Consider the following 16,106-nt stretch of genomic DNA (forward strand, 5'->3'; position numbering starts at 1 on the left):
GCCATGCCCGACGGCAACCGGATGACCCTGTTCGGCATGACCGAACGCGCCATGTCCGCGCAATTGGTGCGGATGAACACCGCCGCTTCCAACCTCGCCAATGCCGGATCGGTCACCACGACCGAGGCCGAAGCGTACCGACCCGTTCGCGCGGTGTTTGAAAGCGAGCTTGACCGCGCATCGGGCCTGTCGAGCGTGACCGCAGACACGCTGGTCCGGTCAGAAGCGGCACCAACCAAGAGATATGATCCCTTCCACCCGCTCGCCGATGCAGATGGCAATATCTTCGAGGCCCCCGTCGATGAGACCGCCGAAATGGTCGAGATCATGGAAAGCGCGCGCCAGTACCAGAACATGGTCCAGGCGTTGCAAACCGCCAAACAGCTGATGCTGGAAACCCTAAGGAGCAATTGAACATGACTGCGACCCCTGTATCAGGCACGCAAAATGCCACGCTGGAGGCGACGTTTGACCGGCTGAACACGCCATCCGTTCTGCCCAATTCGGGCGGATTGGGATCGCTGGATAGCGGCGATTTTCTCACTTTGATGACCACGCAATTGCAGTTTCAGGACCCGCTGGAGCCTGCGAATAACGAGCAGCTTTTGGCGCAGATGGCGCAGTTCACATCGCTTGCCCAAACCGAACAATCGGGCGCGACCTTGGGCGATATCTCGGCCAAGCTGGATGCCCTGATCGAAGCGCAAAATGCCGCCGCCGAAGCCGCGCAGGCCGCCGCCGAGGCTGCCACGAACGCGGCAGGCGGGGCAGGTTCCGGCAGCATCACGCCGGCAGCGCCCAGCATTTCTGTCCTTTCTTAAAACACATCCCATTCCCAACAGGAGACTGAACTCATGTCCTTTGCAACTTCGCTTTCCGGTATGCGCAATGCCGAAACCGATCTGCGCGTTATCGCGAACAATATCGCCAACGCAGAAACCGTCAGCTTTAAGAAAAGCAACGCGGCCTTTGCCGACCTGATTGCGTCCGGGTCCAACACCGATCCGCGCCGCACGCCCGGCATTGGCGCGACCGTTCAGGCGATCACGCAGGATTTCTCGCTCGGCGCGATTGAGCAGACCGGACGCGGGCTGGATCTGGCAATCAATGGCGATGGCTTTTTCGCCAGTGTCAGCCCGAACAATGGCGCGGAAACCTATTCGCGCAATGGCAATCTGCGGATTGATGCGGGCGGGCAATTGCTCGATAGCAACAGCAATCTGGTCCAGGCCTTTCCGGTCGATGCGACAGGCACTGCCACATCGACCACGCCTGCCACCATCGCCATCCCCACAACCAATGGCGCAGGGTCTGAGCTCGCCAGCGTGTCGATTGAAAATGATGGCGTGCTGACGGCGGTCTATGCCGATGGATCAGCTGAGCCTGTAATGCAGGTGGCGCTTGCCAGCTTTGCCGCGACCACAGGCCTGCGTCCAATCGGGCTTACCCAATACGAAGCGACCGGCGAATCCGGCGGCGCTGTCTTTGGTGAACCGGCCAGCGGCAATTACGGCGATTTGTTCTCCGGCGCGCTCGAACGCTCCAATGTCGATCTGGCGGGTGAGCTTGTCTCGCTGCTGGGTGCGCAGCGGAATTTTCAGGCCAATGCGCGGGCATTGGATACCGCCACAGCCATTTCGCAAACCGTCCTGAACCTCCAGCGATAGGAGGGCTTAAACGATGGACCGTATGATCTACACCGCATTATCAGGCGCAGATGCCGCGATGAACCGCCAGCGTATGGTGGCCAACAATCTCGCCAATGCGTCCACGCCCGGCTTTCGCAGGGAAGTGTTTGCGGTGAAGCCCTCGGTCCTTCGCGATGGCTCTTTGGAAGCGCGCGCGCCTGCTCGCGGAAATGTGCGCGGGGCCGATTTGGCTCCGGGCGAGATTACGCCCACGGGCAATCCAATGGATATTGCGGTGCAGGGCGACGCGCTGATCGCGTTTCAGGCGCCCGATCGATCAGGCGGGGAGGTTTATTCGCGCCGGGGCGATCTGCGCATTGCGGCATCGGGCCTCATCGAAAATGGCGAAGGGCTTGCCGTGCTGGGCGAAGGCGGCGGGCCGATCACGGTGCCGCAAGGCTTCCCCATCACCATCAGCGGCGATGGCACTGTGCTGGCGCGCGATCCGGCAGCGCCGGGCGCCGAGGCCCAGCAGATTGGCCGGATCAAGCTGGTATCGCCCGAAGGCAGCCAGGTCGCCAAAGGGATCGACAGTTTCCTCAAAGTGCCCGGCGGCGGCGTCTTGCCAGCCGACCCCACCGCAAGTGTCACCGCAGGCGCGCTGGAGCAATCCAATGTCGAAACCGCAGAAACGCTGGTCGCCATGATCGAGGCGCAGCGCAGCTTTGAACAGCGCCTCAAAGTGATGAGCACCGCAGGCGATCTGGATGAAGCCAGCGCGCGGCTGATGTCGCTCACATAAACGCCTATTCAACAAGGAATTTTCCATGCCAACATCCGCATTGCAAGTCGCCCGCACCGGGCTGGAAGCGCAGGATATGCGCATCCGCGTGATTGCCAACAATCTCGCCAATGTCTCCACCACCGGGTTCAAACGCGACCGGGCTGATTTTTCCACGCTGACTTATCAGGAAATGCGCGTGGCGGGGGCCAATTCCACCAACCAAACCGCCTATGCCGTGGGCCTTAATCTGGGCACGGGCGTGCAGGTGCAGGGCACATCGCGCATTGAAAGCCAGGGCACGCTCAACACGACGGGCAACAGTCTTGATCTGGCGCTGGATGGTCCGGGATATTTCCAGGTGGAGCTGCCGCCCGGCGGGCAGATCGCCTTTACCCGCGCGGGCAATTTTACTTTGTCACCGCAAGGCCAGCTGATCACATCAGAAGGGTTTTCGGTATCTCCGCCTGTGCAGATCCCGCAAGGGTCTGAAAGCATCTCGATCTCTCCCGATGGCACAATCAGTGCGGTCCAGCCGGGCCAGGCGCAGCCGGTCCAATTGGGCCAGCTGCAAATCGCCAATTTCGCCAATCCGCGCGGGCTTCGCTCTATCGGCGATAACTTTCTGGTGGAAACAGGCGCGAGCGGCCCTGTCGAATTGGGTGTGGCAGGCGAATTTGGACGCGGCAATGTGCGCCAGGGAATGCTCGAAGGCTCCAACGTCAATGTGGTTGAGGAACTGGTTGAGATCATCGAGGCGCAGCGCGCTTATGAAATCAATTCGCGGATGGTCAGCGCGGTGGATGAAATGCTCCGCAATGCGAACCAGACGCTGTGATGGGCGCGCATTCCATGGGCCGCGCCGCGCGCGCCGCTGTTGCCGTATCGGCTGCGATGCTGGTGTCTGGTTGTTTTGGCATGGAAGGCAAAATGGCGCCCGGCTTTACCGCGCCGCCGCCGCCTGCATCGCCCCTTACCGCGCAGACTGTGCCGGCGCCTGCTGACCCCGCTATCAGCGATAATCGCGGGTCAATCTATCAGGCATCGGATGGTTATGCCGGGCTGGTCACAGGCACCCGCGCGCGCAAGCTGGGCGATATGGTGACTATTGTGCTGGTGGAAAATATCACCTCTTCCAAAAGCACCACCGGCGATACGCAGCGCGATGGATCGTTCTCGATTACGCCGCCTACGTCCGGCCCGCTGGGCTTTCTCAATCCCAATGCCCTTAATCCTGCGGCGCAAGGGTCGTTCTCTGGTGGAGGAAGTGCAGCCCAGCAGAGCCAGTTGAATGGCACTGTCGCTGTCACCATCGCCGCCATTTACCCCAATGGCACCGCCGAAGTTGTCGGAGAAAAGCAGATGTCGCTGAGCCAGGGCAATGAATGGATCCAGTTCGCTGGCCGCATTCGCCTTGTCGATGTGGATGCGGATAACCGGCTGGCATCATCGCAGGTCGCCAATGCGCGGATCATCTATTCGGGCAAAGGCGCGGTGCAGCAGGCATCGCGGCCCGGCTGGCTGTCGCGGTTCTTTGGCATGATTTCGCCGTTTTGATCGGCTGAGAGGATTTGGCGATGGCTTCCTATTTCAGAATATTGTTCGTGCTGACTTTGGCTGCGGCCATTGGCGCTTTGATCCCCGCGCCCGCATCGGCCGAACGCATTCGCGATCTGGGCCAGTTTGAAGGGCTCAGGTCAAACCAGCTGACAGGATACGGCGTGGTCGTTGGCCTTCAGGGGACAGGCGATGACAACCTTGCCTATGTCACAGAGGCGATGCGCGGTGTATCGGGCAGGCTGGGTCTGCAATTGCCGCAAGGGGTCAGCCCCAATCTGCGCAATGCCGCTGCTGTCATCATCACCGCTGAATTGCCTGCCTTTTCCAAGCCGGGCCAGACCATCGACATCACCGTATCCACGCTTGGACAGGCGCGGTCTTTGCGCGGAGGGGCTTTGGTGCTGGCGCCGTTAATGGGCGCAGATGGGCAGATTTATGCGATGGCGCAGGGCAATGTCGCAGTCGGCGGCCTGGGCGTATCGGGCCGTGATGGATCGCAGCTGACAGTCAATGTCGCAACCGTTGGCCGGATCGCAGATGGCGCAACGGTTGAACGGTCGGTCGCGACCGGGTTTGATCGGCAGGGAACACTCAAATTCAATCTGCACGAGGCCGATTTTCTGACCGCCAGCCGGGTGCGCGATGCTATCAATGCGCGTTTTCCCGGAACCGCGCAAATCGCTGACGGGGTCAGCATCGAACTGGCTTTGCCCTTTGGCAATAATGAACGCGCGGCGAAATTGGCCGAGATCGAAATGCTGAATGTCAGGCCGGCCCCGATGGCGGCCAAAGTCATTGTGAACAGCCGCACCGGCACAGTCGTCATCAATGAAGCGGTGCGCTTGTCGCCCGCTGCTGTCAGCCACGGCAAGCTGGTGATCCGCATCGACGAAGCCCCGCGCGTGGTTCAGCCTGCGCCGTTCGGCAACGGGGTGACAGCAGTGGAGGAGCAATCCCAGATCACTGTCGAACAAATCGACAGCCGGGTCGCCCTGATGCCGGGCGCAGCATCTCTCAGCGAGATTGTCGATGCGCTCAATCTGCTGGGCGTGGGCGCGGCTGATCTGGTGGTGATCCTTGAGAGCCTCAAACAGGCAGGCGCGCTGCAGGCCGAAATGGTGGTGCTGTGATGCAGGTCACCTCCGCCCCTTCCGCGCACACAAAATCAGAGGCTTTATCGAACGAACAGCAGGATTTGCGCAAAGCGGCCAAGGGGTTCGAGGCGATCATGGTGCGCCGTCTGCTCGAAGCGGCGCGCGCCACCAGCTTTGCCAAGGATGACACCCCGTTCGCAGGCGGCGGCATGGAAACCTTTGCCAAGATGCGCGATGAACAATTCGCTGAAATCGCCAGCAATTCCGGCTCCTTCGGGTTTGCCCGGAGCATAGAGGAACAGCTTGCGCAATATCTTCCTGCGACAAGCCCTGATGAAACAGAGCGGCGATAGGAGCTCCCCATGCCGATGGCACTTCTCAATATTGGCGCGAACGGCGCAAAAGCGTCGCGCGCGGGTCTGGAACTGACCGCGCAGAACATCGCCAATGCGTCCAATCCCAATTACGCCCGGCGCACTTTGGGCCAAAGCGAATTGGTGATGACGGCAACCATCGGGTTTAATTCCGCTGATTCGCTGGGCGGGGTCCGCATCGGGTCGATCAATCGCGGCGCAAGCGAGCTGGTGCAGTTTCAGGCGCGCAATGCCGCCTCTGATCTTTCGCGCACTCAGGCTTTGCTCACAGGTTTGCAAAACAGCGAAACCGCGCTCGAACAATCCGGGCTTTATCCAGGCCTGGTCAATTTTGAAGCGGCTTTGGTGCGATTGGAAAGCGACCCTGTTAACGCGAACCTGCGCACCACCACGCTGGAAACCGCGCGGCAAATGGCGAACACGTTTCAGCTTGCCAATCAATCCTTGTCCGATGCGCGCACCGTGATGCAATCCGATCTGACGGCTGAGATTTCATCGGTGCAGTCCAATCTGGATGAATTGGCAGAGATCAACGCCGATATTGTCGCCGCTCGCGAAGGGTCCGCTGGGCTTGCCGCTTTGCTTGACCGGCGCGATGCCGCTTTGCGCGGGATTGCGGAAGAATTGGGCGTGACCGTGTCCTTCACTGCGAAAGGCGTTGCCGATGTGCAACTGGCCGGCACGCCTGCTGAAACACTGGTGTCCGGCGCCACTGCCAGCTCATTCACCGCCAGTCTTGCGGCAGATGGCACGGCCAGTTTTGCCGTCAATGGCACGGCGGTTGCGCTTAACAGCGGCGCGATGGCAGGACGGGCGCAGGCTTTGCAGGAACAGGCCGGATTGCAAAGCGATCTTGATGCCATTGCAGGCCAGGTCATCACCGCTGCCAATGCCGCCCAGGCAAGCGGCGTGGATGTTGATGGCGCTGCAGGGCAGCCGCTGTTTTCCGGCAGCAATGCAGGCGATATCGCGGTCGCTTTGGCATCTGGGGCGCAGCTTGTCTCCGCGCCCACCGGGTCGCCCGCAGGCAGCCGCGAGACAGGCGCTATCGCCGGACTGATCGCAAGCATTGGCAGCGATACCGGCCCTGTCATATCGGCAGACACTCTGCTGCTCGGCCTGTCCAGCCGCACCGCTGGCGCGCAAACACGGGCCGATGGGCTGGCCGTTGTATCGCAGGCGGCCGAGGCGCAATTGCTCGAAGAAACCGGCGTTAATCTCGACACCGAAGCAACCGATCTCATCCGGCTCCAGCAATCCTTTGAAGCCAACGGGCGCGTCATTCAGGTCGCGGTCGAGGTGTTCGACACGCTGCTGAGCCTGAGATAATTCGCAGGAGCATTCAAACCATGACCACCGTCAGCACATCGACAGGCGCCTATTACACGCGCTCGCTCGCCCAGATGAGCGATCTGCGCACGTCGCTGGAAAGCCTGCAAACGCAGATCGCGACGGGCCAGCGGATCGAGCGCGGATCGCAGGATCCTGCCGCCGCGGCGCGGCTTCGCGCGCTGACCCGGTTGGAAACTCTGTCCGATATTCAGGAAGACAACGCGGCCAAGCTTGCGCAGGATCTCGACTTTTCCGCGGATCAGGTGGGCGCGGTGGGCGACATCCTGATCCGCGCGCGCGAACTGGCTGTGCGCGGCGGCAATGACACTCTGGATGATGCCGCCCGCGCTGCCATTGCCGAAGAACTGGAGCAATTGGGCGAGGAATTGTTCACCCGCGCCAATGGCGTGAGCGTTACGGGCGAGGCGTTGTTTGCCGGAACCGTTGCTGGCCCCGCCTTTATCCGCGATGCCGCAGGCGTTGTCACCTATAACGGCAATGACCAAGTGGGCGCGGTTTCGGTTGCCCCTGCCACCGATATTGAGCGCGGTGTGACAGGCCGTCAGGTGTTCGAATTTGATGTGGATGGCACCGCCACCGATGCCTTTGCCGTGTTTGCCAATCTGGTCGATGCTTTTCGCACAGGCGGTCCGGGGGCCGGCGCGGCGGCTGTTGCGCAGATCAGCGGGCTGGATGCCGCGATTGATTCTGTATCGCGCAATCAGGCCGTGTTGGGCACTCGTCTTGCATGGGTCGAAGTGGTGCAGGACAATCAGGCATCGCGCGATATTGCGGTCGCTGAACGGCGCAGCCAGGTGGGCGATACGGACCTTACAGAAGCGGTCGCCCGGCTTCAGCAAACTCTCACCGCATTGGAAGCAAGCCAGGCCAGTTTTGCCCGCCTCAGCTCGCTTACTCTGTTTGACGTGATCTAACCGGGCGGCGGCCAACGGGCCGCTTTATCCCGAAACCCAGGAGTGTAACCCAGTGTTTGCCGCGATCGGTATCGTTGTCCTTATCGCCATGGTTTTTGGCGGGTTTACGCTTGCGGGCGGCTCTATGGGGCCGATCCTCGCAGCGCTCCCGCTGGAATTCATGATGATTGGCGGCGCGGCCACAGGCGCGATCCTGATCGGCAATTCCATGCACGAGGTGAAATTGCTCGGCGGCGGGTTCGGCAAAGTCTTCAAAGGGCCCAAATATTCCGATCAGGATCACATTGATGTGATATCGCTGACCAGCAAGCTGATGAAATTATTGAGGTCCGAAGGGGCCGTGGCGCTGGAAAGCCATGTGACCGAGCCTGAAAATTCCACCATTTTCAGCGAATATCCCAATCTTCAAAAAGACCCGGTTGTGTGCGGATTGATCTGCGATCCGCTCACATTGATGGTGGTGTCCAGCGGCACGCTGGAAACGCATGCGGTCGAAGAGATTATCGACCAGTCGATCAAATGCCAGCTGCACGAAATGCACGAGCCTGAACACGCGATCCAGTCGATGGCGGATGCCTTTCCTGCGCTTGGGATTGTGGCGGCTGTGCTTGGCATTATCAAAACCATGGGCGCAATCGATCAGCCGCCTGCCATTTTGGGCAAGATGATCGGCGGCGCATTGGTTGGCACGTTTTTGGGCGTGCTGCTGGCTTATGGTTTTGCAGGGCCAATGGCGAACCGGCTGAAACAGGTGAACGCGCATGATGCGCAGATTTTCCAGTCGATCAAACAGGTGATCGTGGCGAGCCTGCATGGCTATCCTCAGCCTATGGTGCTCGAAGCGGCGCGCGCAGGCCTGCCGCCAGCGCATCGGCCCAAGCTCACCGAACTGCTCGATATGATGCGCGGCAGGTAGAGGGAGCTGCCGCAATGTCCGATGTTGATACAGCGCCAACTCCGCTCGCGCCGATTATCGTCAAAAAAATCACGATCGAGGACGCTGGCCATCACGGCGGCGCGTGGAAAGTCGCCTATGCCGATTTTGTCACCGCGATGATGGCGTTCTTTCTGCTGTTATGGCTGCTGGGCGCGACCGAGGAAAACCAACGCAAGGGCATTGCCGATTACTTCACACCGACACTGGTCAAAACCCGCCAGCAAAGCGCGGGGTCAGATGGATTGCTGGGCGGTTCATCGCTGACCGATGTCGACAATTATCCCAATGCCGGCGGGCAGACGGGAACCAAAGCAATCACCATCCCGCGCGATGCCAAAGGCGGCCCGGTTGAAGGCGGTGGGCGCGGCGAAAGCGACGCGCAGCGGGTCAAGGATTTGCAAGAAGAGATCGCGAACCAATTGAAAAAGCGCGAGGATATCTCGCATTTGGTCAAACAGGTGCGCGTGATGCGCGCGCCCGATGGCATTCGTATTGATCTGGTGGATGATGCGGATTTCTCGATGTTTTCGCTTGGCACCACTGTTTTGACTCAAGAAGCGCGCGGGCTCATCGAAGTGATCGGCGGCGTGCTTGAGGCGCAGAATGTGCCGCTGATCCTGCGCGGTCACACAGATTCGCTGCCCTGGCGGCCCGGCATTGTTGCCAACAATTGGTCGCTATCGGCGGGCCGTGCAGAGGCGACGCGCCAATCGCTTATTCGCAATGGCCTTGCCGCAGATCGCTTTGCCCGGATCGAAGGGGTGGCCGACCGCGAACCTCTGGTGGCGGACAATCCGGCAGATCCGCGTAACCGGCGCATTTCGCTGCTGTTGCTCGAAGATCAACCCGGCCAGCGCATCCAGCGCCGCCGCACGCCGCAACCGCTCAGCGCGCAGCCTCCGGTGGCCGCTGCGGATATTTCCTTAAGGGATAAGGCTGAGGGCAGCGCGCCGGGCTCATAAACCATGCAAGGGTTAGCTCTCTTTATCGATCCCGCAGGCGCGATTGGATCCAATGGAGAGCGTAATGACCGAGACAATCTGGCCGCATGAATTGCCCACCGCGCTTGACCGGGCGCCCGGCGGGATAAAAGTGCTGTCGCTCGATTGTTTTGACACGCTGTTATGGCGCGATTGTCATACGCCCAGCGACGTTTTTGCAGGGCTGGATACGGTGCTGCCAGCACAGCGCGGCGCGGCTGAAATGAATGCACGCAAAGCGCAGTTTACGATGCGTCGCCGCACCGAGGTGAGCCTCACGCAGATTTACGCGCAGGCCATGCCGCATGCAGACGGGGCCAAAATCGCGCAGGCTGCCGGGGCGGAACACGCGCTAGAAGTGCGCAGCTGCTTCGCTTTTGAACCCACAGTTGCTTTGATGCGGGCGGCCAAAGCGCGCGGGATCAAGGTCATCATCGTCTCCGACACCTATTTGGATGTGCGCGAATTGACCGACCTTATTGCAAAGGCGGCAGGCGAAGAGGTCGCGGGCCTGATTGACCGTGTGTTTGCTTCGTCCCAGGCGGGCCTGTCCAAAAGCGAAGGACTGCTGGCCAAAGCGCTCAAAACGATGAAATGCAAAAGCCAAGAGGCGCTGCATATCGGCGATAACCCGGCGGCGGATTACGATGCATCGCGCAGCCTGGGCGTGCCTGCACTGCTGCTGCTGCAATTCACCGATGAAGCGCGCCAGCGGCTGCGGTTTGAACGCGCATGCGGAGCGATAGGCAGCGCCAATGCGTCTGGACCGGGCGTGACCGGGCTGCAAATGCAGCGCGCTTTGATCGCTGCCCATGAAGCAGCGATGGACGATCCGGCTGAGCGTTTGGGTTTTTGTGTGCTTGGCCCGGTGTTTCGCGCCTATCAAAACTGGCTGAGCGATGAGGCAGAGGCGCTGGCGAGTGAGCGCGGCGGCAGGGTCCACTGGCTGTTTATGCTGCGCGATGGGCATTTGCCGCAGCTCGTCCATGCCGCTTGCGACCGCGCAGACAGCACCGCGCGAGTGGAAATCAGCCGCTTTACCGCAACCGCTGCCGGGCTGGCATCGCGCGAAGCCTATGATCGGCATGTGGCGCTCGAACATGGGCTAAACCCCAGCACTTTAGCGCGGCAATTGCTGTTCACTCCGGAAGAGATCACCGATTGCATCGGCACGCCGCGATCAGATGCGGATTTGAGCGCGGTGGCAGAAGCGTTGCTTGCAGAATTGCGCACCGGAAAACGCCAGAAAACAACATTGCGGCGCGCGCGCGGCTTTGCGGAAAGGCTGATCGCGCATGTCCGCAGCGCCGTTGATCCGCAACCGGGCGATACGCTGATGCTGGTGGATCTGGGCTATAACGGGTCGGCGCAAAACCAGGTTGATGGCCTGTTAAGCGATGTTTTTGATTGCCATGTGGCGGGCCGCTATTTGCTGCTGCGCGAAATGACGGCGAACGGTTTTGACAAGAAAGGCCTGATCGACACGCGCCATTTTGATCCCGGACATCTGGAATCCCTGTGCGGCAATGTCGCGGTGATCGAGCAGCTGGCGACCTGCGAATTGGGATCGGTTGTCGATTACACCGATCACGGCGAACCCGTGCGCAATCAGAGCGGTTTCAAAGGTCAGCAAAGCGATATTCGCGATGCGGTGCAAAAAGGCGTTGTCGCTTTTGCAAAAGCCGCGATGAAGCCCCCCATTATCCGCACCAGCGCGGTGCACGATCAGCGCGGCTGGCGCGAAACCGCTGGCAATGCGCTCACCCGGTTCCTGTTTCTGCCGCAGCCTGATGAACTCAGCGTGCTTAAAGGGTTTGAGCACGACGTTAATCTGGGCAGTGAACGGATTGTGCCACTCTTTGATCCTGACTTTGGCCATGAAGGGATCAGACGGCGGGGATTGTTCTACATGAAAGGGTCTGCCCGCATGTTCCTGCCTGCCGAATTGGCGGGAGAGGACATGAGTACGCGGCTCGCGCTGCTGTTGCAAAAACGCTTTGGCCTGGGGCTGAGCTATGTCGATTATGCCCCGCAGACGATCACGCTTGATGCCTATTATGTCGGCACTACGGGCAGCGCCGCGCACCAGATCGAAGCGCGCGCAACCCATGATGGGTATTTCACCGCGCAATTGCCGATCAGCGCTGCCCCCAAAGCGATAGCCATCGGGATTGGCGCGGCGTTTGAATGGTTGGAAGTTGTCTCGATTACTCGCGCGCCGGTCGATGGCCTGCGCGGCAGTCTGGACAATGACGACCGGCCCGTGCCTCTTACCGCGATTGCCGATGGTCTGACCGAGCATCAAACAGGCTTGTATGAGTGCCCCGATCCTGCGGGCGTGCTGTTTATTGCGCCCGATCAGTTGGGCCCCAACAGCACGGTCGATATGGTCGAAATTGTCTTTCGCCCAATCCGCCAGCGGCCAGCACCCGGTGCATCAAAACCCAAAGCCCGCACGCAGGAGATCGCCGCATGAGCGAGCTTTTGATCCATTCAATGTCCGAATTTTCCCCGCTGATCCTGCCCTGTCTGGATCTGGCGAAAACCCGGTCCATCACCGAAATTGGCAGCGAACATGGCGGCATGTCCAAAGTGCTTGCCGAACGCTGCGCGCAGAACGGGGGCGAGCTCACTTGCATTGATCCCGAACCCGAAACAGGTTTTGCCGCATGGGCGGATGAACAGTCCCATGTGCGCCATATCGCAAAGCCAAGCCTGGATGCGCTGGCTCATTGCACGGCGGCGGATGCGTGGTTTGTTGATGGTGATCACAATTATTACACCGTCTATAACGAGCTGAAAATGATCGATGCGGCGCAGGTCGCGGGCGGCAAGCCGCTGCTTGCTTTCCTGCACGATGTGTCATGGCCGTGCGCGCGGCGCGATTTCTATTATGCGCCAGCGCGCATTCCTTCTGGCTGGCGGCATCCGCACAGTTTTGACCATGGGGTGAAACTGGACATGGACACAGCCACGCGCGGGCGGGGCCTGCGCGGTATGGGCAATTTCGCGGTTGCGCTGGCATCGGGCGGCGAGCGCAACGGCGTGCTGACCGCGGTGGAGGATTTCCTGCGCGAAACCGACAGCGATGATCGCGGGCTGATGTATGTGCATGTGCCCGCCGTTTTGGGCCTGGGCATTGTGTTTGATGCCAATGCGCCGTGGTCTGAAGACTTGGCGCAGTTCCTGCTGCCCTATCACGCGAACCCGCTGATCGCTCGGATCGAAGAGAACCGTCTGCGCAATTACCTCGAAGTGATCGAATGGCAGGACCGCAGCGCGGGTTGAGGGTGAGGCTTTTTTGGGTGGTCCGGCAGTGAGCGAAGCGAACACTCAACAAAAACGCCCGGCGTGAGCGATACCGAACCCTCAGCAAGAACGCCCCGGCCCGTGAGCCGAAGCGCCCAATCACAAAACGCCTCCCCCCTGAAAACAAAAAACCCGAAAGAGCGCCTCAGCCTCTTTCGGGTTTTCCTGTATCCAGCCCGGCCATAACCTGCCGGGCTGGATGGTCTTCATGGTAAGCTTACCGCAGCAGGGAAAGGACGTTCTGCTGTGACTGGTTCGCCTGAGCGAGCATCGCCGTGGATGCCTGACCAAGGATCTGCGCTTTGGCCAAAGCGGTCGATTCCGATGAGAAATCCGTATCTTCGATCCGCGAACGCGCATCGGTCAGGTTGGTCGATGTTGTGGTCAGGTTGTTGATCGCGCTTTCCAGACGGTTCTGGCCTGCACCCAATGATGAACGCGCGCTGTTCACAGCCTGAAGGCCGGCATCCACATTCGTGATCGCGGTGGCGGCGTTGGCCGCTGTGCTCACATCAAGGCCGGCTGCATCAAGGTTGGTGTCATCAATGCCGGTGCTCGTGAGAGTGACATTACGAGTTGCGTCGATCTGAATGTTCACAGAAACGTCGGTGCCGCTGGTCGTGCTGAACAGTGTTACGTCGTTGAATGTTGTGTTGGTCAGAATGTCGTTGATCTGAGCGGCGAGTTCGGTGACTTCGGTGTCGAGGAAGCCGCGATCTGTATCATCCAGCGTACCGTTTTGTGATTGCACGGCGAGTTCACGAACGCGCTGAAGCATGTTGGACACTTCATCCAAAGCCCCTTCGGCGGTTTGCGCCAGCGCAATGCCGTCATTGGCGTTGCGGATGCCTTGGTTCATCGCGCGGATGTCTGAGGTAAAGCCAGTGGCGATGGACAGGCCAGCGGCATCATCAGCGGCTGAGTTGATGCGGCTGCCGGTTGACAGGCGCTCCATCGCATCGCCCAATTGCTTGTTGGCATACATGCTGGCGTTCTGAGCGCGCAGGGCTGAGATATTGGTGTTGATTACGGACATTGGTCTAAAACTCCTAGCGATCGTAAAGTGATCTTGTGTGATCTTGCAGAACGAATTGCTTCGCCGCTGCTGAGACTAAGAGCGACCACTTGGGAGAAAGTTTAAGGGCTGGGTGATGGACCCATGCGAAAAAGCGAACGCAGAAGCGCTTTTGCCCAGAGCCGGCCCGCAGCTTGCCACCCCGGACCAGGCAGGCGTCGCCGAGTATCCTGCACGCTCCTGCATAGAGCCCGGCCAGAAATTGCAGCGCTTAGGTGCGACTACGGGGGCTTAACTTACGGCTATCTTGGCTGGCCGGGCGCCAAACCAGCATCGAGCCATTCATAAGCCCTCAGAAAAACAAGCAAATCGGTGCCGCAACATGCCTAACCCGCCTCAACCGCAATCAGTGCCGCGACCGGCTGAGCGCTGCCGCGTATCCCAATCTGCGCCTCAACCGCTCACCAAACCGGGCGCAGCCCGCGCAGATGTAACCGCGCGTCACTCTGCGCTGCTCGACCCGGTCTTGCCTTTGCTCGCGCATAAATGGCAGCGCGCACGGTTGGTGATGGGCGAAGAGGGGCGCTTTGATTTGCCTGCGGGCGGGCGGCCAAAGGATGCCATTGAGCTTGACCTTGGCCTTGCCCATCAACCCAGCCTGACGCGCAGTTCGCCAGCGCGGGTCGCTTTGCGTTACACCGCGCAATCACACGAAGCCGCGCGCGCTGCGTTTCTGGCATGCTGCGCGCAAGGCGGCTGGCCGATTGCCGCTGATGAGCGCAGCCTTGCATTGCTGACTTTGGCAGAGCGGATTGCGGGCAGCGAAATCCCCGTCTTGCTTGAAGGGCCGACGGGCACAGGTAAAGAAGTGCTCGCCCGGTTTGTGCACCGACTATCCGCGCGCAGCAGCGGGCCATTTGTCGCGGTCAACTGCGCCGCCATGCCCGAAGCGATGCTGGAAGGCCTGCTGTTTGGCCACCGCAAAGGCGCATTTACTGGCGCCGCCGAAGCGCGCGAGGGTTTGTTTCGCGCGGCAGATGGCGGGACATTGCTGCTGGATGAGATCGGCGAATTGCCGCTCGCGCTTCAGGCGAAATTGCTGCGCGCTTTGCAGGAAGGCGAAGTTTTGCCGCTGGGCGCGACCAGTCCGGTAGCCATTGATGTGCGCATCATCGCTTGCACCAATCGCACTTTGGCCGATGAAGTTGCGCTGGGATCTTTCCGCGAGGATTTGCTGTACCGGCTGAATGTGTTCCCGCTCGAAATCGCGGCTTTGCGCGATCGCAAAGGGGACATTGCGCCGCTCGCTTTTGGTATGTTGCTGCGCCATGCCTGCGCAAAAGCGGATGACGCGCGCGGTGCATCGCTGCCAAAGCCGAACTGGATCAGCGGGCACGCGCTCGGCCTGCTTGAAGGGCATGCATGGCCGGGCAATGTGCGCGAATTGGAAAATGTGATCCGCCGCGCAATTCTGCTCGCAGGGGATGCTGCGATGATCGGGGCGGACCATATCGTGTTTGATCAACCGGTGCGATGCATGGGCGCGGCGGGCGATGCGCAGGCCGCCTCTGCGCTGCCAGCACTCACTCCATCAGCACCTGCTCCATCAGCATCCAGCCAGCCCGGAGCCGCCTCGCTGTCTGATGTCGCGTTCCGATCCGAAGCGGCCGCCATCATCGATGCGCTCAATTCGAACGGCGGACACCGTGCGCGCACCGCCCGCGCGCTGGGCATATCGGAGCGAACCCTGCGTTACCGGCTGGCATCCATGCGCGAGACCGGTTTGCTGCAACAAGGAGGCGTATCATGAACGCGATATCTTCAGGATTTGGCGTTTCCGATGTGATGGCGCTGCGCAAAGAAATCCTTGGCCGCTCGCAAGCATTGCAAGATGTGCGCGCAGCCAGCGGGATTGCCCCGGAACCGGGCGAACGCGCGGGCAGTGGCTTTGCCGATACGCTGCAAAATGCGCTGCAATCGGTCAGCGCGGTGCAGAAACATTCGGGCGAAATGCAAGCCGGATTTGAACGCGGCGAAGTGACCGATATCGCGCAAGTGATGGTCGCTCGCCAGGAAGCGGGCATAGCGTTTGAGGCGACACTGCAAGTGCGCAACAAGCTGCTTTCAGCCTATCAGGAAATCATGCGGATGGGGGCGTGAT

General features: G+C 60.4%; 17 protein-coding genes. 16 read left to right on the plus strand and 1 reads right to left on the minus strand.

Annotated features, from left to right (window positions below; translation table 11 throughout):
• The first annotated feature begins 3 nt into the window (after nucleotides 1-3).
• From flgC to AC0V6W_RS10095, 14 genes are all read left to right on the plus strand, one after another.
• Nucleotides 4-414, plus strand: coding sequence for a flagellar basal body rod protein FlgC (gene flgC, locus AC0V6W_RS10030; RefSeq protein WP_486149599.1), 411 nt, complete (start codon nucleotides 4-6; stop codon nucleotides 412-414).
• Nucleotides 415-416: 2 nt separating this feature from the next.
• Complete coding sequence (locus tag AC0V6W_RS10035; protein ID WP_486149601.1) at nucleotides 417-821, plus strand: flagellar hook assembly protein FlgD; 405 nt, start codon at nucleotides 417-419, stop codon at nucleotides 819-821.
• Between the two features lie 33 nt (nucleotides 822-854).
• Nucleotides 855-1,667: a flagellar hook-basal body complex protein gene (locus AC0V6W_RS10040; RefSeq protein ID WP_486149603.1), complete on the plus strand. Its 813-nt coding sequence runs from the start codon at nucleotides 855-857 to the stop codon at nucleotides 1,665-1,667.
• A gap of 13 nt (nucleotides 1,668-1,680) precedes the next feature.
• On the plus strand, nucleotides 1,681-2,430 hold the full coding sequence (locus AC0V6W_RS10045) for a flagellar basal body rod protein FlgF (protein WP_486149605.1): 750 nt from the start codon (nucleotides 1,681-1,683) through the stop codon (nucleotides 2,428-2,430).
• Nucleotides 2,431-2,455: 25 nt separating this feature from the next.
• Complete coding sequence (gene flgG, locus AC0V6W_RS10050) at nucleotides 2,456-3,247, plus strand: flagellar basal-body rod protein FlgG (RefSeq protein ID WP_486149607.1); 792 nt, start codon at nucleotides 2,456-2,458, stop codon at nucleotides 3,245-3,247.
• Entirely contained in the window at nucleotides 3,247-3,966 is a 720-nt protein-coding gene (locus AC0V6W_RS10055; protein WP_486149609.1) for a flagellar basal body L-ring protein FlgH, read from the plus strand. Before flgG ends, AC0V6W_RS10055 begins: the two co-directional genes overlap by 1 nt.
• A 20-nt stretch (nucleotides 3,967-3,986) precedes the next feature.
• Complete coding sequence (locus AC0V6W_RS10060) at nucleotides 3,987-5,099, plus strand: flagellar basal body P-ring protein FlgI (protein ID WP_486149611.1); 1,113 nt, start codon at nucleotides 3,987-3,989, stop codon at nucleotides 5,097-5,099.
• Nucleotides 5,099-5,416, plus strand: coding sequence for a rod-binding protein (locus tag AC0V6W_RS10065; protein WP_486149612.1), 318 nt, complete (start codon nucleotides 5,099-5,101; stop codon nucleotides 5,414-5,416). The genes AC0V6W_RS10060 and AC0V6W_RS10065 overlap by 1 nt, the downstream gene beginning before the upstream one ends.
• 9 nt (nucleotides 5,417-5,425) lie before the next feature.
• Nucleotides 5,426-6,766 (plus strand): flagellar hook-associated protein FlgK, encoded by a 1,341-nt coding sequence (flgK, locus tag AC0V6W_RS10070; RefSeq protein ID WP_486149614.1) that lies wholly within the window; start codon nucleotides 5,426-5,428, stop codon nucleotides 6,764-6,766.
• A gap of 20 nt (nucleotides 6,767-6,786) precedes the next feature.
• Nucleotides 6,787-7,704 carry a flagellin N-terminal helical domain-containing protein gene (locus AC0V6W_RS10075; RefSeq protein WP_486149616.1) on the plus strand — a complete coding sequence of 306 codons (918 nt, stop codon included), beginning with the start codon at nucleotides 6,787-6,789 and terminating at the stop codon, nucleotides 7,702-7,704.
• Between the two features lie 52 nt (nucleotides 7,705-7,756).
• Nucleotides 7,757-8,620 carry a flagellar motor stator protein MotA gene (gene motA, locus AC0V6W_RS10080; RefSeq protein WP_486149618.1) on the plus strand — a complete coding sequence of 288 codons (864 nt, stop codon included), beginning with the start codon at nucleotides 7,757-7,759 and terminating at the stop codon, nucleotides 8,618-8,620.
• Between the two features lie 14 nt (nucleotides 8,621-8,634).
• Nucleotides 8,635-9,603, plus strand: coding sequence for a flagellar motor protein MotB (locus AC0V6W_RS10085; RefSeq protein WP_486149620.1), 969 nt, complete (start codon nucleotides 8,635-8,637; stop codon nucleotides 9,601-9,603).
• A 64-nt stretch (nucleotides 9,604-9,667) separates the two neighbouring features.
• Nucleotides 9,668-12,097: an HAD family hydrolase gene (locus AC0V6W_RS10090; RefSeq protein ID WP_486149622.1), complete on the plus strand. Its 2,430-nt coding sequence runs from the start codon at nucleotides 9,668-9,670 to the stop codon at nucleotides 12,095-12,097.
• Nucleotides 12,094-12,909 (plus strand): class I SAM-dependent methyltransferase, encoded by an 816-nt coding sequence (locus AC0V6W_RS10095; protein ID WP_486149624.1) that lies wholly within the window; start codon nucleotides 12,094-12,096, stop codon nucleotides 12,907-12,909. The genes AC0V6W_RS10090 and AC0V6W_RS10095 overlap by 4 nt, the downstream gene beginning before the upstream one ends.
• A gap of 238 nt (nucleotides 12,910-13,147) precedes the next feature.
• Here the strand turns inward: AC0V6W_RS10095 and AC0V6W_RS10100 are convergent, their stop codons facing one another.
• Nucleotides 13,148-13,966 carry a flagellin N-terminal helical domain-containing protein gene (locus tag AC0V6W_RS10100; RefSeq protein WP_486149626.1) on the minus strand — a complete coding sequence of 273 codons (819 nt, stop codon included), beginning with the start codon at nucleotides 13,964-13,966 and terminating at the stop codon, nucleotides 13,148-13,150.
• A 361-nt stretch (nucleotides 13,967-14,327) separates the two neighbouring features.
• Between AC0V6W_RS10100 and AC0V6W_RS10105 the strand changes: the two genes are divergently transcribed.
• Both AC0V6W_RS10105 and fliE read left to right on the plus strand, forming a co-directional pair.
• Nucleotides 14,328-15,755, plus strand: coding sequence for a sigma-54 interaction domain-containing protein (locus AC0V6W_RS10105; RefSeq protein ID WP_486149628.1), 1,428 nt, complete (start codon nucleotides 14,328-14,330; stop codon nucleotides 15,753-15,755).
• On the plus strand, nucleotides 15,752-16,105 hold the full coding sequence (fliE, locus tag AC0V6W_RS10110; RefSeq protein WP_486149630.1) for a flagellar hook-basal body complex protein FliE: 354 nt from the start codon (nucleotides 15,752-15,754) through the stop codon (nucleotides 16,103-16,105). Before AC0V6W_RS10105 ends, fliE begins: the two co-directional genes overlap by 4 nt.
• Nucleotide 16,106 lies beyond the last annotated feature (1 nt).

It is taken from the genome of Erythrobacter sp. JB1-7 (genome assembly GCF_057365015.1).

What these genes read in the sequence shown, in the direction of transcription:
- AC0V6W_RS10100 (WP_486149626.1), bottom strand. Translation starts at nt 13,966, where the DNA reads ATGTCCGTAATCAACACCAATATCTCAGCCCTGCGCGCTCAGAACGCC.
- fliE (WP_486149630.1), top strand. Translation starts at nt 15,752, where the DNA reads ATGAACGCGATATCTTCAGGATTTGGCGTTTCCGATGTGATGGCGCTG.
- AC0V6W_RS10075 (WP_486149616.1), top strand. Translation starts at nt 6,787, where the DNA reads ATGACCACCGTCAGCACATCGACAGGCGCCTATTACACGCGCTCGCTC.
- AC0V6W_RS10045 (WP_486149605.1), top strand. Translation starts at nt 1,681, where the DNA reads ATGGACCGTATGATCTACACCGCATTATCAGGCGCAGATGCCGCGATG.
- AC0V6W_RS10055 (WP_486149609.1), top strand. Translation starts at nt 3,247, where the DNA reads ATGGGCGCGCATTCCATGGGCCGCGCCGCGCGCGCCGCTGTTGCCGTA.
- flgG (WP_486149607.1), top strand. Translation starts at nt 2,456, where the DNA reads ATGCCAACATCCGCATTGCAAGTCGCCCGCACCGGGCTGGAAGCGCAG.
- AC0V6W_RS10105 (WP_486149628.1), top strand. Translation starts at nt 14,328, where the DNA reads ATGCCTAACCCGCCTCAACCGCAATCAGTGCCGCGACCGGCTGAGCGC.
- AC0V6W_RS10060 (WP_486149611.1), top strand. Translation starts at nt 3,987, where the DNA reads ATGGCTTCCTATTTCAGAATATTGTTCGTGCTGACTTTGGCTGCGGCC.
- AC0V6W_RS10085 (WP_486149620.1), top strand. Translation starts at nt 8,635, where the DNA reads ATGTCCGATGTTGATACAGCGCCAACTCCGCTCGCGCCGATTATCGTC.
- AC0V6W_RS10095 (WP_486149624.1), top strand. Translation starts at nt 12,094, where the DNA reads ATGAGCGAGCTTTTGATCCATTCAATGTCCGAATTTTCCCCGCTGATC.
- AC0V6W_RS10065 (WP_486149612.1), top strand. Translation starts at nt 5,099, where the DNA reads ATGCAGGTCACCTCCGCCCCTTCCGCGCACACAAAATCAGAGGCTTTA.
- flgC (WP_486149599.1), top strand. Translation starts at nt 4, where the DNA reads ATGCCCGACGGCAACCGGATGACCCTGTTCGGCATGACCGAACGCGCC.
- flgK (WP_486149614.1), top strand. Translation starts at nt 5,426, where the DNA reads ATGCCGATGGCACTTCTCAATATTGGCGCGAACGGCGCAAAAGCGTCG.
- AC0V6W_RS10090 (WP_486149622.1), top strand. Translation starts at nt 9,668, where the DNA reads ATGACCGAGACAATCTGGCCGCATGAATTGCCCACCGCGCTTGACCGG.
- AC0V6W_RS10035 (WP_486149601.1), top strand. Translation starts at nt 417, where the DNA reads ATGACTGCGACCCCTGTATCAGGCACGCAAAATGCCACGCTGGAGGCG.
- AC0V6W_RS10040 (WP_486149603.1), top strand. Translation starts at nt 855, where the DNA reads ATGTCCTTTGCAACTTCGCTTTCCGGTATGCGCAATGCCGAAACCGAT.